18 protein-coding genes are annotated in these 20,780 nt (G+C 47.4%); all 18 read right to left on the reverse strand.

Features of this window, described 5'->3' with window-relative positions:
• Positions 1–2: 2 nt before the first annotated feature.
• Positions 3–1,121 (reverse strand): transcription termination factor NusA, encoded by a 1,119-nt coding sequence (gene nusA, locus M1E03_RS12480; protein WP_020451429.1) that lies wholly within the window; start codon positions 1,119–1,121, stop codon positions 3–5.
• A gap of 31 nt (positions 1,122–1,152) precedes the next feature.
• Positions 1,153–1,626 carry a ribosome maturation factor RimP gene (gene rimP / locus M1E03_RS12485; protein ID WP_023857195.1) on the reverse strand — a complete coding sequence of 158 codons (474 nt, stop codon included), beginning with the start codon at positions 1,624–1,626 and terminating at the stop codon, positions 1,153–1,155.
• 360 nt (positions 1,627–1,986) lie between these two features.
• Positions 1,987–6,303, reverse strand: coding sequence for a PolC-type DNA polymerase III (locus M1E03_RS12490; RefSeq protein ID WP_020451423.1), 4,317 nt, complete (start codon positions 6,301–6,303; stop codon positions 1,987–1,989).
• 87 nt (positions 6,304–6,390) lie between these two features.
• The gene (locus M1E03_RS12495) at positions 6,391–8,109 is read right to left on the reverse strand and encodes a proline--tRNA ligase (protein WP_458110464.1); all 1,719 of its coding nucleotides are present in this window, start codon (positions 8,107–8,109) and stop codon (positions 6,391–6,393) included.
• Positions 8,110–8,217: 108 nt separating this feature from the next.
• Entirely contained in the window at positions 8,218–9,483 is a 1,266-nt protein-coding gene (gene rseP, locus M1E03_RS12500; protein WP_096748095.1) for an RIP metalloprotease RseP, read from the reverse strand.
• A 6-nt stretch (positions 9,484–9,489) separates the two neighbouring features.
• Entirely contained in the window at positions 9,490–10,641 is a 1,152-nt protein-coding gene (gene dxr / locus M1E03_RS12505) for a 1-deoxy-D-xylulose-5-phosphate reductoisomerase (protein WP_025811397.1), read from the reverse strand.
• A 46-nt stretch (positions 10,642–10,687) separates the two neighbouring features.
• Complete coding sequence (locus tag M1E03_RS12510) at positions 10,688–11,491, reverse strand: phosphatidate cytidylyltransferase (RefSeq protein ID WP_020451419.1); 804 nt, start codon at positions 11,489–11,491, stop codon at positions 10,688–10,690.
• Between the two features lie 12 nt (positions 11,492–11,503).
• Complete coding sequence (locus tag M1E03_RS12515) at positions 11,504–12,286, reverse strand: isoprenyl transferase (RefSeq protein ID WP_020451418.1); 783 nt, start codon at positions 12,284–12,286, stop codon at positions 11,504–11,506.
• A gap of 129 nt (positions 12,287–12,415) precedes the next feature.
• Positions 12,416–12,958: a ribosome recycling factor gene (gene frr, locus M1E03_RS12520; protein ID WP_154495759.1), complete on the reverse strand. Its 543-nt coding sequence runs from the start codon at positions 12,956–12,958 to the stop codon at positions 12,416–12,418.
• Positions 12,959–12,974: 16 nt separating this feature from the next.
• Positions 12,975–13,697 carry a UMP kinase gene (gene pyrH, locus M1E03_RS12525; protein WP_020451416.1) on the reverse strand — a complete coding sequence of 241 codons (723 nt, stop codon included), beginning with the start codon at positions 13,695–13,697 and terminating at the stop codon, positions 12,975–12,977.
• A gap of 149 nt (positions 13,698–13,846) precedes the next feature.
• Entirely contained in the window at positions 13,847–14,728 is an 882-nt protein-coding gene (gene tsf, locus M1E03_RS12530; RefSeq protein WP_020451415.1) for a translation elongation factor Ts, read from the reverse strand.
• A 100-nt stretch (positions 14,729–14,828) separates the two neighbouring features.
• Positions 14,829–15,569 carry a 30S ribosomal protein S2 gene (rpsB, locus tag M1E03_RS12535; RefSeq protein WP_025811393.1) on the reverse strand — a complete coding sequence of 247 codons (741 nt, stop codon included), beginning with the start codon at positions 15,567–15,569 and terminating at the stop codon, positions 14,829–14,831.
• A gap of 153 nt (positions 15,570–15,722) precedes the next feature.
• On the reverse strand, positions 15,723–16,232 hold the full coding sequence (locus tag M1E03_RS12540) for a DUF6115 domain-containing protein (protein ID WP_145608117.1): 510 nt from the start codon (positions 16,230–16,232) through the stop codon (positions 15,723–15,725).
• A 95-nt stretch (positions 16,233–16,327) separates the two neighbouring features.
• A complete protein-coding gene (locus M1E03_RS12545) occupies positions 16,328–17,092 on the reverse strand; it encodes a FliA/WhiG family RNA polymerase sigma factor (RefSeq protein WP_003181822.1) in 765 nt (254 codons plus the stop codon).
• A 22-nt stretch (positions 17,093–17,114) separates the two neighbouring features.
• Complete coding sequence (locus M1E03_RS12550) at positions 17,115–17,621, reverse strand: chemotaxis protein CheD (protein WP_003181820.1); 507 nt, start codon at positions 17,619–17,621, stop codon at positions 17,115–17,117.
• Positions 17,618–18,247: a chemotaxis protein CheC gene (locus M1E03_RS12555; protein ID WP_149169453.1), complete on the reverse strand. Its 630-nt coding sequence runs from the start codon at positions 18,245–18,247 to the stop codon at positions 17,618–17,620. Before M1E03_RS12555 ends, M1E03_RS12550 begins: the two co-directional genes overlap by 4 nt.
• A gap of 10 nt (positions 18,248–18,257) precedes the next feature.
• Positions 18,258–18,734 (reverse strand): chemotaxis protein CheW, encoded by a 477-nt coding sequence (locus tag M1E03_RS12560; protein ID WP_003181816.1) that lies wholly within the window; start codon positions 18,732–18,734, stop codon positions 18,258–18,260.
• A gap of 23 nt (positions 18,735–18,757) precedes the next feature.
• On the reverse strand, positions 18,758–20,779 hold the full coding sequence (locus M1E03_RS12565; protein ID WP_095290479.1) for a chemotaxis protein CheA: 2,022 nt from the start codon (positions 20,777–20,779) through the stop codon (positions 18,758–18,760).
• Between the last annotated feature and the right edge of the window lies 1 nt (position 20,780).

Below are 20,780 nucleotides of genomic sequence, written 5' to 3' on the forward strand. Positions count from 1 at the left end.
TCTTATTCATCCGATTCTGGAGTTTCGCTTTCAAAGAAAAGCTCTTCCGGCTCCTCTTCTTCAAGCTCCCTTGGATAAATTCCAAGCTCTCTTGCATCTGTTTCGCTTTTAATATCGATCTTCCAGCTTGTCAACTTAGCTGCCAAGCGGGCGTTTTGACCTCTTTTTCCGATGGCGAGCGACAGCTGGTAGTCAGGAACGACAACCGTTGTCGCCTTATCCTCTTCATTGACGATGACGTCGAGCACTTTTGAAGGGCTCAGCGCATTGGCGACGAATTCAACCGGGTCGTTTGACCAGTGAACAATATCAATTTTCTCGCCTTTCAATTCATTGACGATCGCCTGAACGCGCTGACCCTTCGGTCCGACGCAGGCGCCGACGGGATCGATGTCGGGATTATCCGTGCGCACGGAAATCTTCGAGCGGTCTCCCGCTTCTCTCGCCACGGATTTGAGCTCGACCGTTCCATCGTAAATTTCCGGGACTTCGATTTCAAAGAGACGTTTTAATAAACCTGGATGAGTTCTTGAAACGTAAATCTGCGGACCCTTCGTCGTTTTTTCGACTTTTGTAATGAACACTTTGATCCGGTCATGGGGCTTGTAGACTTCATTCGGCATCTGTTCTGAAACCGGCAGAAGCGCCTCGATTTTTCCTAAAGAGACATAGATGAACTTATTGTCGATCCGCTGAACGATGCCTGTCATGATATCTTCTTCGCGATCGATGAATTCAGAATAGATGACGCCGCGCTCCGCTTCGCGGACGCGCTGAGTCACGACCTGCTTTGCCGTCTGGGCAGCGATGCGGCCGAAATCCTTCGGCGTCACTTCGATTTCCACGACATCTCCGACAATGTAGTTCGGATTGATGTTTACGGCATCTTCAATCGAGATTTCAAGGCGCGGATCATACACTTCATCCACGACATCTTTGCGGGCGAAAACGCGGATTGAACCAGTGTCGCGATTTAAATCTACCCTGACGTTCTGCGCCTGGTTGAAGTTCCGCTTATAAGCGGAAATGAGCGCAGCTTCAATTGCTTCAATAATAATGTCCTTACTGATTCCCTTTTCTTTTTCAAGAACAGTCAGGGCATCTAACAACTCACTACTCATGTTTATGGTTTCCCCCTTAAACAGTCAAAAATTAATTGAACGAAACAGCCAGCCTTGCTTTGGCTACTTTATCATATGGAATATTGATCGTTTTCCGGCGCGTTTTGATCATCACCGCGACTTCCACGTTTTCACCGTCAAATGCGGAAAGCTCGCCTTCAAACTCTTTATTGCCTTCAATAGGTTCGTACGTTTTAATATATACGTTTTTTCCGAGCGCTTTCATGAAATCGGCTTCTTTCTTTAAAGGCCTCTCAGCTCCAGGTGACGATACTTCAAGAAAATAGTTTTGCTTGATCGGATCAGCCTCGTCGAGCTTTTCACTAAGAGCTTCGCTAACCTTGGCACATTCCTCGATGTCCACGCCGTCATCTGAATCAATAAACACGCGAAGAAACCAGCTCGGACCTTCCTTGACAAATTCGATGTCAACGAGTTCAAGCTGAAGATTGTCTAGTATAGGCTGGACCATTTCGCTGACGGTATCGATCACTTTGTTACTCATACTTTTCCTCCTTGTGCAGGCTCCCATTCATCAGCTCCCTCGTAAAAACCCTGCTTCAAAAGCAGGGGATTTTAGAAAAAACGATGAACATGTCGAGACAAAATTGCCTGTTCAATACAAAAGAGCGGGTTTCCCCACTCTTCGCCTCGGCTATCGTTAGCATTTCCAATAAAACTATACCATAACCATATTTTTATTGCAAATCATGACAGCGTTAGTTCAAGCTTTTTGCAGAACCTGGCTGAGACCCGGTTGATATTTCGTCATCCGGTTTTTTGTATGGGCATCAGATATACGATTCGAAAGCCGGCGATAATTCCTGTTAAAATCAGCTGCCTGCTTGAGCAGGCAGCATTAGAATTAGAATAATGACAGCTGGTTCTGATCTGGGAGCGACTCGAGACAGCCGTGGCGCTCCAAGTATTCCATGATCGTTTTTGACACCTTGCCTCTTTTTTGCAAATCTTCTTTGGAAAGAAATTCGCCTTCTTCCCTTGCTTTGACAATATTCAAAGCGGCGTTTGTTCCAAGCCCCGGTATTGAATTAAACGGCGGAATCAAGCTGTTTCCGTCAATGATGAATTCGGAAGCGCTCGATCTGTATAAGTCGACTTTTTGGAAAGAGAAGCCCCTTTCGCACATTTCAAGCGCCAGCTCAAGCACCGTGAGCAAACTTTTCTCTTTCGGAGAAGCGTCAAGGCCTTTAGAGTTGATGTCATCCATGACGGCTTTAATCGCTGTCGACCCTTTGATCATCGTTTCGATATCAAAGTCATCGGCCCGCACCGTAAAGTATGCTGCGTAGTAGAGCAGCGGATGATGGACTTTAAAATAAGCGATTCTGACCGCCATCAAAACATATGCCGCAGCGTGGGCTTTCGGGAACATGTATTTGATTTTTTTACACGAGTCGATATACCAGTCCGGAACATTATTATTCTTCATTTCTTCTTCCCACTCAGGTGTCAGTCCCTTACCTTTACGGACAAATTCCATAATCTTAAAGGCGAGGGATGGCTCAAGCCCCTGGTAGATTAAGTACACCATAATATCATCACGGCAGCCGATCACTTCGCTCAGCTCACAAATATTATTGTGAATCAGCTCCTGCGCGTTGCCGAGCCATACGTCCGTACCGTGTGACAGGCCGGAAATCTGAACGAGCTCGGAAAATGTCGTCGGCTTGGTGTCTTCGAGCATCTGTCTGACAAAGCGGGTTCCGAATTCAGGGATGCCAAGCGTTCCGGTTTTACAGCCGATCTGCTCCTCGGTTACCCCTAAAGATTCTGTCCCTTGGAAAATTTTCATCACTTCGGGATCATCGGTCGGAATCGTCTTCGGATCAATCCCGCTCAGATCCTGGAGCATACGGATGACCGTCGGATCATCGTGTCCGAGAATATCCAGCTTCAGCAGGTTGTCATGGATGGAATGGAAGTCAAAGTGCGTCGTCTTCCATTCGGAATCGGTGGCATCCGCCGGAAACTGGATTGGTGAAAAGTCGTAAATATCCATGTAATCAGGCACAACGATGATTCCGCCCGGGTGCTGCCCTGTTGTCCGCTTGACGCCTGTACAGCCTTGGACAAGGCGGTCGATTTCCGCCCCGCGCATATGCAAATTGTTGTCGTTAGCATACCCTTTGACATACCCGTAAGCCGTTTTTTCGGCGACTGTGCCGATCGTTCCCGCACGGTAGACGTTATCCTCTCCGAACAGGACTTTCGTGTAGTTGTGGGCGTGCGGCTGATATTCGCCCGAGAAGTTCAAGTCGATATCAGGAACCTTGTCCCCTTTAAACCCCAGAAACGTCTCGAACGGTATGTCGTGGCCGTCTTTTCTGTAGGCCGCTCCACACTTCGGACAGTCTTTGTCAGGCAAATCAAATCCCGAACCGACCGATCCATCGTTGAAAAACTCGGAATGGCGGCAATCCGGACAGACGTAATGCGGCGGCAGCGGGTTGACCTCGGTAATTTCCGTCAATGTTGCGACAAGGGAAGAACCGACCGATCCCCTTGAACCGACAAGATAGCCGTCATCAAGGGAGCGTTTTACAAGCTTATGAGAGATCAGATAGATGACGGCGAATCCATGGCCGATAATGCTTTTCAGCTCTTTTTCGATCCGCTTTTCGACGATTTCCGGAAGGTCGTCGCCGTAAATGCTTTTTGCTTTCTCATAGCTCATGCGGCGGATTTCGTCATCTGCGCCTTCGATCTTCGGTGTGTAAAGATCGTCTTTGATCGGCTTGATTTCTTCGATTCGCTCGCTGATCAAACGGGTGTTCTTGACGACGATTTCTTTCGCTTTTTCCTCACCCAAAAATGAAAAGGCCTCAAGCATTTCATCCGTCGAACGGAAATGAACGTTCGGCAGTTCGTGCCTGTTGAGCGGATTTGCGCCGCCTTGTGAGGAAACCAGAATCTTGCGGTAAATTTTATCCTCAGGGTTCAGGTAATGAACATTCCCCGTAGCTACTACCGGAATATTCAGTTTCTCGCCGAGCTTTGTGATGTTGGCGATGATTTCTTTTAACGCTTTTTCATCCCTGACGAGTTCAAGCTGGAGCAGGTGCCGGTAGACTTCAGGCGGCATGACTTCAAGATAGTCATAAAATGAAGCGATGTCTTCGACCTCTTCCGGCGATTTCTGCATCATGCCTTCGAATACTTCGCCTTTGTCGCATGCCGAACCGATTAAAAGGCCTTCTCTGTACTTTTCAAGCTGTGACCTTGGGATCCTCGGCACCCTGTAAAAATAATGGATATGTGAAAGCGACACGAGTTTGAAAAGGTTTTTCAAACCTGTCTCATTGACCGCCAAAAGGGTCGCGTGATATGGCCTTGAACGCTGATAGGCATTGGACTGCCCCATATTTTCATTCAGCTGATCGTGGTACATGATATTTTTTTCGGCCGCGTCTTTCAGCATTTTCACAAGGAGATAGCCCGTCGCTTCGGTATCATAAATCGCCCTGTGGTGCTGGGTGAGCTCGATGTCAAACTTTTTACAAAGCGTATTCAGCCTGTGGTTTTTGAATTCCGGATAAAGAAAACGGCCCAGCTCAAGTGTGTCAATGACCGGGTTCTGCACTTTCTCCGAATTCAGCAGACGCTTGTAGGCGACATTGATGAAGCCGATGTCAAAGCTTGCATTGTGAGCGACAAGCGTGTGATCTCCGACCCATTCTTTAAAATCTCGGATGACCTCTTCGGCTTCAGGCGCATCTTTCAGCATATCATCGGTAATCCCAGTCAGCTCGATGATCGTAGCCGATAAAGGGCGATGCGGGTTTGCAAACCTTTCAAAGCGTTCGATGATCTCCCCGCCTTTTACTTTTACGGCGGCCAGCTCGATGATCGTATCATAGACGGCCGACAGCCCCGTCGTCTCGACGTCGAACACGACATATGTCTCCTCTTCAAGCAGACGATGCACCGGATTGTAGGCAATCGGCACGCCGTCATCGACGAGATTGGCTTCAAGTCCGTAGATCATTTTCACGCCATGCTTTTTGCTCGCCGCGAATGCATCAGGAAACGATTGGACAACAGCGTGATCAGTGAGCGCGATAGCCGGATGCCCCCATTTTTTCGCCTGTTCGACAAGCTTGCCGATACTTGATACGGCATCCATCTGGCTCATCGGTGAATGGAGGTGGAGCTCGACACGTTTTTCGTCCTCCGGTGCTGTATCCTCACGGGTTTTCCCTTTGATTTCATTGACATCGTTGGCGATCATCACCAAATCGCGGACGAATGTATCGTTTTGTATGCTTCCTCTCGCCTTTACCCACATCCCTTTTTTCAGGGACTTCATCAAAACAGCGTCCTCTTTTTCACGTGCGAACATTTTGACGAGAATGCTGTTTGTATAGTCGGTTATCTTAAAGATACAAAGCGTTCTGCCGCTTTTCAGCTCTCTTGTTTCAGCGTCGAATACATAGCCTTGCACCGTAATTCTCCGCTCTTCATCCATGATGCTGTCAAGCGTTCTGATCTCTTCAGAGTCTTTAATCTGGTAGCCGATCTGAAGAGGGCCTGACGGCGCTTCATCGTCTTGGGCTTCCTTATCCTGCTTTTCCATTTCGATTAAAGCCTGAAGGGCTCTCTCTTGATCTTCGGCCATTTTTTGCTCTCTGAATTTCTGAATCTCTTGATCTGACACAAAGATTTCTGTGTCGAGCTGGAGCTCAGGAAAACCGAATGTGCAGTAGCTTGACTGGATGAGTGAGCTGTATTTCTTTTTTAAAGCGGATGCTTCTGTATCTGTTTTCGTTTTAAGCAGGATTTTGTTCCCTGTAAGCTTGGGCTTTTGGTCGTTCAAAAGCGTCAAAATCGGCGGGGAAATACCATCGAGTTCCTGGATGCAGCGCGTCCAGTAATCCTGAACAAGCTGCTCGTCAATCGAAGGGTTTTCCGCCTCGATGGAACAGGTGACCTGAGCGATATGGGAAAAGGTGCGGGTCAGCTGGGTGTGAAACCGTTCGAAGATTTGATAAGGCAGGACATTTTTCAATTTAAAGTGAAAGTGCCATGTCTTCTTGTTTTTATGAACGGTCAGCTTTATGATTTGTCCGCCTTCAAGGTGACGGATCATCGTATCTTCCGTTACATTCAGCTGCTGCAGAAGAATTTGAAACTGTCTTCTGTTGACAGAAAGCTGGTCTTCCAAGACAGATTCCTCCCTAAAAGAAAATCATAATTGAAGGTACCTTGGGACGATCCCCGAGGTACCTTCCTTTACTCTAGTTTAACATCTTTAAGAGTGAGAAGATAAGCTCTTGACTTGTTTTTCGATAAAGTCCAAAAGCTCTTCAGCGGCGACTTCAAATGATTCTCCGGTTTTGCGGATCTTCACTTCGACAACGCCTTCATCAGCTCTTTTTCCGACCGTGATGCGGATCGGCAGACCGATCAAATCGGAATCTGCAAATTTAACGCCGGCCCGTTCAGCACGGTCATCAAACAATACGTCATAGCCGTTCGCTTTAAAATCTTCATACAGCTTTTCGGCAAGCTGAACCTGCGCGTCATTTTTCATGTTAAGCACGAGGATGTGCAGGTCATACGGCGTCACTTCCAGCGGCCAGATCAAGCCTTTATCGTCATGATGCTGCTCAACGATGGCCGAAAGTGTCCGGGAAATCCCGATTCCATAGCAGCCCATCAGCATCGGCTGAGCGCGTCCGTTTTCGTCAAGGTATGTTGCGTCCATCGCTTCAGAATAGCGGGTGCCGAGTTTAAAAACTTGTCCGACTTCGATTCCTTTTGCAAAACGGATCGTTCCGTTTCCATCCGGTGAAGGGTCTCCTTCCTGGATCAAGCGGAGATCGGCGAATGTCACATTGTGCGCATCCCTACTGATATTCACGTTTTGATAATGGTAATCTGTTTTATTCGCTCCTGCAGCTGCGTTTGCCATCGCCTTCACAGCAAAGTCTGCAAAGATTTCGATTTCACGGTCGAGCCCCACCGGTCCGACAAAGCCAGGCTCAGTACCTGTTATCTCAGCAACCTCTTCGGCGCTCGCGAATTCGATCGTTTCTGCTTGAAGCAGGTTCTTCACCTTAACATCGTTGACTTCATGATCCCCTCTCGTCAACACGAGGACAAATCGTCCGTCTGCTTTCATCAGCATTGATTTCATGCAGTCTGACGGGGATATGCCAAGAAATGCGGCAACTTCTTCGATCGTTTTGACCGAAGGTGTGTGAACTTCCTGGAGCTCTTTCATTTCAGCCTGCTCGCCAGCACCTGCTTCCTTCACTTCAGCCATTTCGATGTTGGCAGCGTATGAAGACTGATCAGAATACGCAATTGTATCTTCACCGACATCTGACAGTGCCATAAATTCATGGGTATCCTTTCCGCCCATCGCGCCTGAATCTGCAATGACCGGTCTGAAATTCAAGCCGCAGCGCGTAAACACATTCGTATACGCCTGGTACATATCATTGTACGTTTCATCAAGGCTTTCGGCGGAAGAATGGAAGGAATACGCATCCTTCATGATGAATTCCCGGCCTCTCAACAGACCGAAGCGCGGGCGCTTTTCATCGCGGAATTTCGATTGGATCTGGTAAAGGGTCAGCGGAAGGCGCTTGTACGATTTCACTTCATCTCTGACGATGCTTGTGATGACCTCTTCGTGTGTCGCGCCAAGGGCAAATTCGCGGCCGTGGCGGTCTTTCAGCCTCATGAGCTCAGGACCGTACGTGTACCATCTTCCCGATTCCTGCCAAGTTTCCGCCTGCTGGAGCGCAGGCATCAGCATTTCGACGGCATTGATTTTCTCCATTTCTTGGCGGACAATGCTCTGGATTTTATGAATGACTTTATTGGCAAGAGGCATATAGCTGTATACACCGCTTGTGTTTTGTCTGATAAACCCCGCTCTGAGAAGAAGCTGATGGCTTTTTGCTTCAGCATCAGTCGGTACTTCGCGGAGCGTAGGAATTAAAGTCCTGCTCTGTCTCATTCGTTCGCACCTCATTTGTTTCAGTTGGTTACTTTTTGAGTCGGGAACGGCGTCCCTAAAAAAGAGCCTTTTAAAAGGCTTGGCTGCACTTAAAAAAGGCAATTGGTTTTACAGAAATAAGCGCTGGATATCGTTCCATGTGACGACAAGCATTAAGAGCATCAAAAATGCGACGCCGACAAAGACGACAAACGCTTCTTTTTCTCGGTTGATCGGCTTTCCGCGGATCGCTTCAATAAACAGGAACAACAGTCTGCCGCCGTCCAGCGCAGGGATTGGCAGAAGGTTGACGATCCCGAGGTTAATGCTTAAAAATGCGGCCAGCTTCAGCAGATTGATAATGCCTGTCTTGGCCACTTGGTCTGTCATGTCATAAATGCCGACAGGACCTGCCAGCATGTCGATTGAGAATTGTCCCGTGACGAGCTTTCCGAGATTGGTCACGATGCTCTGCGCTACTGTCGCCGTTTCGGTCGCACCGTAGGAAATTGATGTCAGGATTCCTGTTTTCATCGGGTTGTAAGCGCCGAATCTGCCGACGGTTTCGTCCCCTGCCTTGACTGCTTCAGGTGTTACGTATTTCGTCACCTTGACGTTGTCGCGCATCACCACGATTTTCAGTTCTTTTTCAGGGTGTTCCTTGACCGTGTTGACAATATCCGTCCACGATCTCATGTTCTCCCCGTTGATCGTTTGAATGCGGTCTCCTTCCTGGAGTCCCGCTTCCGCCGCCCGTCCGTTGTCTATCAACTTGCCGAGCACCGGCTCGTCAGACGGCACTCCCTGCATCAGGCCGAGCATTACGAGAATGACATAAGCCAAAATAAAGTTCATGATCGGGCCGGCCGCAATCGCCTTTATACGCTGCCAAACCGTTTTTGAATGGAATTGGCGGTTGTAAGGAGCGATCTGGACTTCTTCCCCGTCTACGATGAAAAAGGACGTTTCACTGACAGAAAAGGATGAGAGATGATCTTCATTGCCGTGCTCATAGCCCGTAATCCTCATCTGATGCTCCAGGTCAGCCTGCTCCACTTCGATGACCAATGCGTCAGGATACTTTTCTTTTTGGTTGATAATGATCTTTTCGACTTTGTTTTCACTGTCGAACAACAGCCCGACCGTATAACCGGGCTTCACTTCAATCATCTCAGGATCTTCGCCGGCCATTCTGACAAAGCCGCCGATCGGAAGAAGCCTGATCGTATAAACGGTCTCATTTTTCTTAAACGAAAAGATTTTCGGACCGAAGCCGATAGCAAACTCCCGGCACAGTATTCCGGCTCTTTGAGCAAGGATGAGATGACCAAGCTCATGGAAAAATACGAGCGTTCCAAAAATAAGAATAAACGCGATCACAGTATTCACGAACATACCACCTTATGTGAGTAATGTTTGGACAAACTTTCTGGCGTCTTTGTCCACTTCACGGATCTCTTGAAGGCTCGGCTTTGCGATCACCTGATGGCGTTCCAAAGCTTTTTCAATGATGTCTTCAATCCTGAGAAAGGAAATCCTGCCTGAAAGAAATGCCGCAACGGCTTCCTCGTTGGCCGCGTTTAAAACAGTCGGCATTGTACCGCCTATTTTACCTGATTCATAAGCGAATTGTAAGCAGCGGAACCTTTCAAAATCAGCTTGGGCAAAATTCAGCTGTCCGACTTCCCAGAGTTCGAGTGATTTGGCTTCATCAAACGGCAGGCGTTCCGGATAGCTGAGCGCGTATTGAATCGGCACTCTCATATCAGGTGTGCCAAGCTGGGCGATGACGCTTCGGTCGTGGAATTCCACCATTGAATGAATGATGCTTTCTTTGTGAAGGAGGACATCGATCCGGTCATAAGGCAGATCAAACAGCCAGTGCGCTTCAATGACCTCGAGCCCTTTATTCATCATTGTAGCCGAATCGATCGTAATTTTTGCACCCATCGACCAATTTGGATGATTGAGAGCTTCTTCCACTGTGACGCCTTCAAGTTCCTGTCTTGTTCTGTCCCTGAAGCTGCCGCCTGAAGCCGTGACGATCAGCCGTTTAATATGCTTCGGATTTTCCCCCTGGAGCGCCTGGAAAATCGCAGAATGCTCGCTGTCGACTGGCAAGAGCGGGACATCGTATGTTTGGGCGTGTTCTTTCACTATATGACCGGCTGTCACGAGAGTTTCCTTATTTGCAAGCGCGACTGTTTTTTTATGCTCCATCGCCTTTAAAGTCGGCAGAAGACCGACGCTGCCGACGAGAGCATTGACGACGACATCCGCTTCCGGACTAACGGCCGCTTCGATTAAAGATTCCTCCCCGATCCCTGTTTTAAAGGTGTAAGAAAAAGAATGCTGTTTTAATGCTTCATATGTATGCTCATCCCCTACGGATACATACTTCGGTTTAAATGTTTCAATGATTTCTGCCGCTTTTTCGGCGTTTTTTCCGAAAGACATGGCGGTCAGCTGAAACTTATCGTCATGCGCTTTGATCACATCAAGCGTCTGTTCTCCTATGGAGCCTGTCGCCCCCAATAGACATATGTTCTTCAAAATTGCCGCACCTCTGTTTCTTTCTAGCTATCAGTACCCTTTTCTATCATAGCCCGAACGGCTGAAAAAGAACAAGCAGGAAGTATAGAACCGGCATGACAAATAAAAAGCTGTCAAAGCGGTCCAGCATTCCGCCGTGTCCCGGAAGGATCCGGCCCGAGTCTTTCACTTTGTAGTGTCTTTTGAACGCAGACTCGGCCAAATCGCCGATCTGACCGACGATTGATAAAAGCACGGTAATGATCAGCACAAACAGATAAGCGTGCGGAAAACCTGTGGCAGCCTGATAAATCGCGGAAAAAACGACCGCTGTCAAAATCCCGCCCCAAAAGCCTTCAACCGTTTTGTTAGGGCTGATTTCAGGCCAGAGCTTCCGCTTTCCAAACGCCTTTCCGATAAAATAAGCGCCGGAATCCGTTGACCAGACGACACCGATTGCAAAAAAGACGTAGCTGAGTCCGATGTTTCTGATTTCAATAAAGTAATAAAACCCGAATCCGATATAAACTGCTGCCAGCGCCACGAATGCCGCTTCGTCAAAAGTAAACGAGTTTTTGCTGAGCACCGTGTATGCCAAAAGCAAAAGGACGGCCAAAAAGACGACCTCCCCTTTGGTTATGCCCAGCCCCGCGTCTTCCGCATATTGGCTTGGATACAGCAAAACCGCCAAAAGCAGCAGGCTGATGATACCCGGAGCGCTGATAAGCTTCAGGCCTTTCATTCTTAAAAGTTCAAATAGAGCGAGTATACCTATTGCATAAACTAGCAGGGTGAACGGCAGTTTGCCGAAAATCACGAGCGGCAGAAAAACCGCTGCCGCGATCACACCCGTCAATATTCTCTGTTTCATCTGCACCATCCTCTAAATTCCGCCAAACCTTCTCCCGCGACGCTGATATTCTCCGATAGCCTGAAGCAAGTGAACGTCTTTAAAATCAGGCCACAATACATCGGTAAATAAAAATTCGCTGTAGGCAAGCTGCCAAAGCATGAAGTTGCTCAGCCTGATCTCGCCGCTTGTGCGAATCAGCAAATCAGGGTCCTGCAAAGCTTCTGTCATTAAATAATCGGAAAATAGCTTTTCGTCGATTTCCTCGGTATTCAATGTGCCTTTTTTCGCTTCTTCGGCAATTCTCTTTGCGGCTCTGACGATTTCTGCACGTCCCCCGTAATTCAATGCAAAATTAAGAATAAGTCCGTCATTGTTCTCCGTATCACGGATGGCTTTTTCAACCGCGCGGATCGTGTGGGGCGGCAGTCCTTCCCTATCGCCTGTCAAGCGGACCCGGACATTTTCTTCGACCAGCTCCGGGAGATACGTTCCCAGGAACTCTTCAGGCAGCTTCATCAGAAAGTCAACCTCAAACTTAGGACGCTTCCAATTTTCCGTCGAAAAGGCATACAGCGTCAACGCTTTGACACCGAGCTCATTGGCAAGCTTTGTCGTCTGTCTGACTACCTTCATGCCTTCGTGATGACCCGCGATGCGGGGCATCGCCCGTTTCTTTGCCCAACGGCCGTTTCCGTCCATTATAATGGCGATATGTTCAGGAATTTCTCCTTTTAAAATATTTTCTTTTGTGTAACATTCCATGTTGGAAGCAGCTGAATGCTGATTCTTCCAATTTTTGAGTATATTGAGCATGAGAGTCCTCCATCACCCAAAAGGTTGCTTTCCTGTTATATCGTTCTTGATAACAACAGTATTAACAAAAAAACCCCCTGTAAACATGAGAGGGTCTTTTCACTATTATCTATTGTACAGAGTTTTTCATTAAACTTCCATGATTTCTTTCTCTTTATCTTTTGTGATCTCATCAATTTTTGACACATATTCATCTGTCAGCTTTTGTACGTCTTCCGTTGAAGAGCGCAATTCATCCTCAGTCATTTCACCATTTTTCTCTAGTTTTTTCAGATCGTCATTGGCATCGCGGCGGATGTTGCGAACCGCGACTTTAGCATCTTCCGAATATTTTTTCACGAGCTTGGCAAGCTCTTTTCTGCGCTCCTCAGTTAGAGGAGGGATCGTGATCCGGATGATGTTGCCGTCGTTTGATGGAGTTATGCCGAGGTCGGCTTTTTGAATCGCTTTTTCAATATCGCCGAGCGCTGTTTTGTCATACGGTGTGATGAGAAGCATGCGCGCTTCCGGAACCGTAATGGACGCGATCTGGTTTAAAGGCGTCTGCGCTCCGTAGTATTCAACTGTCACTTTGTCCAGTAAAGACGGATTTGCACGTCCTGCACGTACAGTCGCCAATTCGCGCTGATAAGCGCCTATCGCTTTTTCCATCCGTTCTTTTGTTTCATTCATCACTTGAGTTGACACGTTATTTCCCCCTTACGATTGTACCGATTTGTTCGCCTAAAACGGCTTTTTTAATATTTCCTTCTTCCATAATAGAAAAGACGATCAGCGGGATGTCGTTATCCATACAAAGTGAAGAGGCGGTTGAATCCATGACGGCCAAACCGTCTTTTAACACATCGAGATAAGACAATTTTTCATATTTTACGGCTGTTTCGTCAGTTCGAGGATCGGCATTGTATACACCGTCGACATTATTTTTAGCCATTAAGATGACGTCGGCTTCGATTTCAGCCGCTCTGAGCGCTGCTGTCGTATCCGTTGAGAAGTATGGATTGCCTGTACCGGCAGCGAAGATGACGACGCGCTTCTTTTCAAGATGGCGAATCGCTTTTCTTCTTATGTATGGCTCAGCGACCTGCCGCATTTCGATGGATGTCTGAACTCTTGATTGAATGCCGAGCGTTTCAAGGCTGTCTTGCAGCGCAAGGGAATTCATGACCGTTGCAAGCATTCCCATGTAGTCCGCTGTTGCGCGGTCCATTCCGAGATCGCTGCCCGTTTTTCCGCGCCACAGGTTGCCGCCGCCGACGACGACTGCCACTTCAACATCAAGCTCGGCGATTTCTTTCACCTGTTTGGCGATGGACTGGATCACTGTCGGGTTGATGCCGTTTCCCTGTTCACCCGCAAGGGCTTCTCCGCTAAGCTTTAATACGATACGATTATACTTTGGTTTTTCCATATTAACCTCCAAGTGCATGCTTGCCGTTATTTATTATGCAAGAGAAAAAAAGGTTTGTAAACTGTTTTAAAAATAGGGACACAAATTGTGTCCCCTATTTTCTTTGAAAAGATCCTGCCGTGTGTTTTAAGGCAAGCGGCTTTTCAATCTTATTTTTTCACTTGGTTCATAACTTCTTCAGCAAAGTTTTCTTGGCGTTTTTCGATACCTTCTCCAACTTCGTAGCGGACGAATGTTTCAACTGTTGCATTTTTCGCAGCAACGACCTGTTTCACTTTTTCATCCGGGTTTTTAACGAATGCTTGATCAAGCAGGCAGATTTCTTCGAAGTATTTGTTCAGGCGGCCTTCAACCATTTTTGCGACGATGTTTTCAGGCTTTCCTTCTTGAAGCGCCTGCTGAGTCAAGATTTCGCGCTCGCGGTTCGCTTCTTCTTCTGACACTTGGTCACGGGAAATGAAGCGAGGGTTTACAGCTGCAACGTGCATCGCGATGTCTCTTGCTGTTTCTTCGTCAGTTGTGCCGTTAAGGACAGTCAATACGCCGATTTTTCCGCCCATGTGCAGGTATGCGCCGAATGCAGCGTCATCGCCTTTTGTCAGGACAGTGAAGCGGCGAAGCGTGATTTTTTCTCCGATTTTAGCAACCGCGCTTGTGATGTATTCTTCTACAGTTGAACCGTTAGCCATTTTTTGAGCCATAGCAGCTTCAACGCTTTCAGGCTTTTCAGCAAGAATGTGGTCAGCAAGGTCGTTCAAAAGCTCTTTGAAGCCTTCGTTTTTCGCAACGAAGTCCGTTTCGGAGTTCACTTCAAGAATAACGCCTGTGTTGCCGTCGGTTTTGATCAAAGTCAAACCTTCAGCCGCGATGCGGTCAGCTTTTTTGGCAGCCTTTGCGATTCCTTTTTCTCTTAGAAGATCGATCGCTTTATCCATGTTGCCGTCAGTTTCAGTTAACGCTTTCTTGCAGTCCATCATGCCTGCGCCAGTTTTTTCACGAAGCTCTTTTACCATTTGTGCAGTAATTGCCATTTTTGATTTCCTCCTTATATATCAAACAAAATATGTAAGTGTTGATCTGGTGAAAAAAAAGGTGATAAAAGGCAGACCCCCTTATCACCTTTTGACCAGGTTAAGCAGTTGTTGTTTCAGTTGTTTCTGCTTCTTTCGCTTCTGTTTCAGCTGCTTCTTCACCTTGTTTTGCTTCAAGGATGGCATCTGCCATTTTAGAAGTCAGCAATTTAACAGCGCGGATGGCGTCATCGTTCGCAGGGATGACAACATCGATTTCATCAGGATCACAGTTTGTGTCAACGATTCCGATGATCGGAATGTTCAGCTTGCGCGCTTCTGCAACCGCGATGCGCTCTTTGCGAGGATCGATGATGAACAGTGCGTCAGGAAGCTCTTTCATTTCTTTGATTCCGCCGAGGAATTTTTCAAGACGCTCTAATTCTTTTTTCAATTGAACAACTTCTTTTTTAGGAAGTACGTCAAATGTGCCGTTTTCCTGCATTTTTTCGATATCTTTAAGGCGTTTGATACGCTTTTGGATCGTTTCAAAGTTTGTTAACGTACCGCCAAGCCAACGTTGGTTGACATAGTACATTCCAGAACGTTCCGCTTCTTCTTTAACAGAGTCTTGAGCTTGCTTTTTCGTACCGACGAAAAGGATTTTTCCTCCGTCAGCTGCAAGGTTTTTCGTGAAGTTGTATGCTTCTTCAACTTTTTTGACTGTTTTTTGAAGATCGATGATGTAGATTCCGTTACGCTCCGTGAAGATGTAACGCTTCATTTTTGGGTTCCAGCGGCGCGTTTGGTGGCCGAAGTGAACACCAGCTTCAAGCAATTGCTTCATAGAAATGACTGACATGTGTTATTTCCTCCTAATATAATGGTTTTTTTCCTCCGCTTAGGTCATTTTTATGCAGGACTGTACGCGAGAACCGCACAGCACCGCTTGCATAAATCGTTAAGCGTGTGTAATTAACACCAAGAAATAATATAACATAAGCTTTCACGACAATCAAGAATCGTTTTTCAGCTTTCCGCGAAATTTTAAGAAAAGCTCGATTTCTGTTTTCCCGCTTTTCAGCTGTCTTGCGATTTCCTCCGGAGAGAGCCCCTTTTCATATAATGCGAGAGCTTCTTTTTCATAGGATACGGATTCCTGCTCTTTTTGATTGAGCTCATCCTCTTCCTGCTCCACCTCATTGATCATCGCTTCGATGTGAAGCGGCAGATCGCGCGATTCGTCCGCTTCCGGAAGGGCGGGGGTTTGAGCAGGAATGTCAGGCTGTGTTTGCACTCTTTGCGGCTCTTCTTCGGCATTCGCCCGAATCTCGCGAACGAGTTTTTCATTTTCGTCTTTTAGCTCCATCAAAAAAGCGGTCAATGTATTCTCGGTTTCTTCCAAAAGCTGTTTTTGCTCTTTCTCCGCCGCCTTAAAAGCGCTGAGCCTCGCATTCAGAATGATGACGAAATAAATCAATATACCGTGGAGCGTAAAGCTCACAAGCCATAATATTGTTGACATATTTTTCACTCGCTAACCATGAAATTTAATCAAAAAAAGACTTCCCTGTCGGACGCTTAAAAAATGCTGCCGGGTTCATGCCGGCAGCTTACATGTTATTGTACCACTTTATCCAGCAGATGCTTCAGTTTCAAAAGCGCCTTGGAGTGAATCTGTGAAATGCGGGAAGTCGACAAATTCAAAACCTGTCCGATTTCCGTCAGGGTCAGCTCTTCTTTATAGAATAAGCTGATCACGAGCTGTTCTTTTTCTGAAAGCTCGTTTATTTTTTCCGCAAGCTGGGAGATCAGTTCGTCTTTGAGCATTTTTTCTTCCGGCGTGCTCGTTTTGTCGTCCCTGATCATCACCTGGACGTTCTCCCCGTCTTCATGGTCGTGAAGCTTCTCATCAATTGAAAGGAGATTCGCAAAGAAACCTTCATTGATTGTGGTCACGACGTCTTGCTCGCTCATTCCCAGCTCAGCGGCGATTTCGCTCGGCGAAACATTTCTTAAGTAGCGCTGTTCGAGCTTTTCGATCGCAGCTTCCACTTTCTTCGTTTTTTCACGGGATGTTCTCGGAAGCCAGTCTTCTTTGCGAAGGCCATCGATAATAGCGCCTCTGATTCTGAAGGAAGCGTATGTATCAAACTTCAAATCCCTTCCCGGATCAAATTTTTCAAGGGCGTCATACAAACCCAGCATGCCAAGGCTGACCAAATCGTCTTTATGAACGGACTTGGGCAAGCCGACGGCTATCCGGCCGACATGATATGTCACAAGCGGCATATAGCGGCGGATTAAATCATCGCCTGCCTGAGGATCTTTCCATTCTTTCCACCGCGACCAAAGCATCTGATCTTCATAGTTCAAGGATTGCATCTTTATCCCCCTATATTGCATATTAAATCGTCGTTACACCTTGTTTAACTGTCCGGATGACAAGTTCGGCTGACTGCGGATCGAACTCGATCGTTCTTCCGCTGTTTCCGCCTGTATCCTCGCTTACAATCGGAATGTTTAAGAGAGATAGATGTTTTTTAATCGCAAGCACATTTCTTGGCCCGACTTTCATCAAATCATTTGTCATCTTAAATTTAAACATTTCGGCTCCTCCGGCCATTTTCGCTTTCAAAGCGTATTTTCGGCATCCGGCTTCAAGCAGCATCTTGACCGTCGCTTCGACAGCTGTGTCCGCGTACTTTGCCACATTGATGTCCGGTGTCTTGGATAAGGAAGAGTCGGGAAGCATGACGTGGACGAGACCGGCCGTCTTCGCTTCCAAATCATAGAGCACGAGTCCGACGCACGAACCGAGACCCGATGTCCTGATCTTGTCGGGAGTGCGGACTATTTTCACATCGGCAATTCCCACTCTGATAATCGATGTTTCTTTTTCTAAGATTTTCATAGAGCTGCACCCAATGCATGAAAGAGCTTTTCAAAAGAATCATAGTCCGGCAGAAGGAACAAATGCGCTTTTACTTTCCGGTTGTGCTCCTCGTCAAAAATGGAGTTGTCGATCACGATAACCTGGTCTCCGACTTGGCTGAGCTCGATCAGCCCTTCGCTGATGACGGCTCCGAACATATCAAGCGTCAGTTCAGGGACGCTCGGATACATTTGCCGGTTTGTCAAATCAGCGAGAGCGGTCAAATAAGATCCCGCCATAATATTCCCGAGTTCGTGCAGGGCGGAGGCTCCGATATCGTTCGGCGTCATGCTTTCAATCTCGAATTCCGGATTGCCGACAAGCTCCCTGATCAGCTGCTCGGCCTCTGAAAAAGGCATGATCACGAACATAGAACCGGGAAAATCCCCTTCCATGCGCAAAAAGATGCTTGCGACAGGAAGGTCTGCACCGCCGAATAGGTTGACAAGCTCATCAAACGACATCAGCTTGACAAACGGCACTTCCATTTCGATTTTCCTGTTCAGCAATAGAGCCAGGGCAGAAGCGGAATGACCCGCTCCGATATTCCCGACTTCCCGCAATATATCAAGATGCTCTTCTCTAATTCCGTTAAATACGCTCATCATAGGCTCCTTATTTCTTCACATTTTCAGAAGCGGCGGCAAGGCTCGACTTCCGGTTTAAAACAGCTTCAGAGTCAATCAGATTGAGAAGTCTGGACCCTTGCTTGACGATGCCTTTAATCCATTGCCTGCCGTCTTTTCCTACCGTTTCGGGAGCCGATTCAATTTCCTCTTCCTCGACAGTGATGACATCGTTCGCCTCGTCCACCACCCAGCCGACTTCAATGTCCTGATGGGTGATGATGATGATTCTCGTTTCATCTGTAATCGTATCTCCAGGCGCTTCAATCCGCTTTCTTAAATCGATGACAGGCGTGACAACACCTCTCAAATTAATGACGCCGCAAATATACGGTTCCACTCCCGGCACCCTTGTTGGCTGCTGCCATTTTTCAATGGACATCACTTCGGATACAGAGATGGCATACTCTTTATGATTTACTTTGAACACAATCATTTTTTCACCGGTGGTAGTCTGTGTGGTCAAGAGGATCGCTCTCCTTTCGCTTTCTATTTGATAAGGGCGTTGCAGTCGATGATCAGGGCTACTTGTCCGTCTCCCAAAATCGTCGCGCCGGAAATGGCAAAGACGTTTGTTAAATAATCGCCGAGTGATTTTAGTACGACTTCCTGCTGGCCGATAAAGGAGTCGACAACAAATGCCGTCAGCTTGTCTCCTTTTTTCACGACGATGGCGTGAAGCTGATCAAGATCATCCGAAGAATCCTCAACATTAAACTGTTCTTTCAGGTAAACCACCGGTACGATATGGCCCCTGAAATCGATCACTTCGCGGTCGTGCGTCTGAAGAATATCTTTCTTATCGATGACAGCCGTTTCTATAATAGAAGAAATCGGTATCGCAAACGTTTCGTTTTCAAGTTTGACTAGCAGCACGGATATGATCGACAGTGTAAGCGGAAGCTGAATGGAGAAAAGCGAACCTTCGCCTTCGCTCGACCTGATGCTGACAGAACCGCCCAAAGATTCCAGCTTGCTTTTGACAACGTCCAAGCCGACCCCGCGTCCTGAAATATCCGAGATTTGATCTGCGGTTGAGAATCCCGGTGCAAAAATGAGTGCGTCGATTTCATGATCTTCGATCGTTTCGGCGTCACGTTCGGTAATGACGTTGCGTTCAAGCGCTTTTTCAAGCACCTTTTTGCGGTTGATGCCGGCTCCGTCATCCTCGACCTCGATAAAGACGTGGTTCCCGCTGTGATATGCTTTCAGACGGACTTGACCCGTTTCAGGCTTACCATTTTTCACCCTGACTTCAGGCGCCTCGATCCCGTGATCAAGGCTGTTTCTCAAGAGGTGGACAAGCGGGTCGCCGATCTCGTCTATTACCGTTCTGTCAAGCTCGGTTTCCGCCCCGAAAATCGACAGCTCGATCTTTTTATTTAATTCTTTTGTCAGCTGGCGGACCATGCGCGGGAAGCGGTTGAACACCGTTTCTACCGGAACCATTCTCATGTTGAGGATGATCGATTGCAGGTCGCCTGAAATTCTTGTCATCCGTTCAACGGTATCTGTTAATTCGCCGTGTTCAAGCTCTTTGGCGATCTGCTCTAAGCGCCCTCTGTCAATGACCAGCTCCTCAAACAGGTTCATTAATGAATCGAGGCGGTCGATGTTGACGCGGATCGTCTTCGTTCCGCCGCCTGCTGCAGGTTTCGCCGCTTCTTTTTTGCCGTCCGGCTGCTTAGCCGGGGTTTTCTCCGCGTCTTTCGGTGCGGTTTCTTTTTCAGGCGCTGCAGGCGCGGCTTCTTCCTGTGCCGAAAAATCGTTTTTCAGCTCGGTTACTTCAATTTTTTCGATTTCAGATACGCCGTTGATTTTGTTGAAAATCTCTTCTTCCCCGTGTTTGCTTAAAAAGCACACGACGAATTCGGAATCAAAATCTTCCGACTCGAGAACTTCCGTTTCCGGAATCGTTTTGACGACTTCGCCGATTTCGTTCAGCTGTTCAAATACCATGTACACCCGAACGCCCTTCAACAGGCAGTCCTCTTTCAACGCAACATTGATTTCGTAACATTTAAAGCCTTGTTCCTCAGCTTCGGCGATGACCGTCCGCTGAAATTCGTCATAGGCCCATTTCGTTTCAGACGACGCAGCTTCAGGCGCTTCTGCCGATGCGGCCGCCTCCTTGTTTGCGCCTGTCACATCAAGCTTGGCGCAGACTTCTGAAACGTCTCTTTTGCCGTCGCCCCCTTCAATGATCGAAAGGACAATCGCTTCAAGGTCATCGAGCGCTTCAAACATGACGTCCATCCACTCTGACGTAATGGTCATTTCTTCATTACGGATCGCGTCCAGCACGTTTTCCAGACTGTGCGTTAAATGAGCCATATCTTCATAGCCCATCGTAGCGCTCATCCCTTTCAAAGTATGAGCCGCTCTGAAAATATCATGGACAAGCTGCAGGTCTGTCGGATTTTTTTCGAGTTCGAGCAATTTTTCGTTACAGGTTTGCAAATGTTCTCTGCTTTCTTCAATAAAGACGTCTAAATATTGATTCATATCCATA

It is taken from the genome of Bacillus sp. PK6-013, assembly GCF_054161445.1.

Bases quoted from the DNA above. Each gene is read 5' to 3' on its own strand.
- nusA (WP_020451429.1), bottom strand. From the start codon at position 1,121: ATGAGTAGTGAGTTGTTAGATGCCCTGACTGTTCTTGAAAAAGAAAAG.
- rimP (WP_023857195.1), bottom strand. From the start codon at position 1,626: ATGAGTAACAAAGTGATCGATACCGTCAGCGAAATGGTCCAGCCTATA.
- M1E03_RS12495 (WP_458110464.1), bottom strand. From the start codon at position 8,109: ATGAGACAGAGCAGGACTTTAATTCCTACGCTCCGCGAAGTACCGACT.
- rseP (WP_096748095.1), bottom strand. From the start codon at position 9,483: ATGTTCGTGAATACTGTGATCGCGTTTATTCTTATTTTTGGAACGCTC.
- M1E03_RS12510 (WP_020451419.1), bottom strand. From the start codon at position 11,491: ATGAAACAGAGAATATTGACGGGTGTGATCGCGGCAGCGGTTTTTCTG.
- M1E03_RS12515 (WP_020451418.1), bottom strand. From the start codon at position 12,286: ATGCTCAATATACTCAAAAATTGGAAGAATCAGCATTCAGCTGCTTCC.
- frr (WP_154495759.1), bottom strand. From the start codon at position 12,958: ATGAATGAAACAAAAGAACGGATGGAAAAAGCGATAGGCGCTTATCAG.
- pyrH (WP_020451416.1), bottom strand. From the start codon at position 13,697: ATGGAAAAACCAAAGTATAATCGTATCGTATTAAAGCTTAGCGGAGAA.
- tsf (WP_020451415.1), bottom strand. From the start codon at position 14,728: ATGGCAATTACTGCACAAATGGTAAAAGAGCTTCGTGAAAAAACTGGC.
- rpsB (WP_025811393.1), bottom strand. From the start codon at position 15,569: ATGTCAGTCATTTCTATGAAGCAATTGCTTGAAGCTGGTGTTCACTTC.
- M1E03_RS12540 (WP_145608117.1), bottom strand. From the start codon at position 16,232: ATGTCAACAATATTATGGCTTGTGAGCTTTACGCTCCACGGTATATTG.
- M1E03_RS12545 (WP_003181822.1), bottom strand. From the start codon at position 17,092: ATGCAATCCTTGAACTATGAAGATCAGATGCTTTGGTCGCGGTGGAAA.
- M1E03_RS12550 (WP_003181820.1), bottom strand. From the start codon at position 17,621: ATGAAAATCTTAGAAAAAGAAACATCGATTATCAGAGTGGGAATTGCC.
- M1E03_RS12555 (WP_149169453.1), bottom strand. From the start codon at position 18,247: ATGAGCGTATTTAACGGAATTAGAGAAGAGCATCTTGATATATTGCGG.
- M1E03_RS12565 (WP_095290479.1), bottom strand. From the start codon at position 20,779: ATGGATATGAATCAATATTTAGACGTCTTTATTGAAGAAAGCAGAGAA.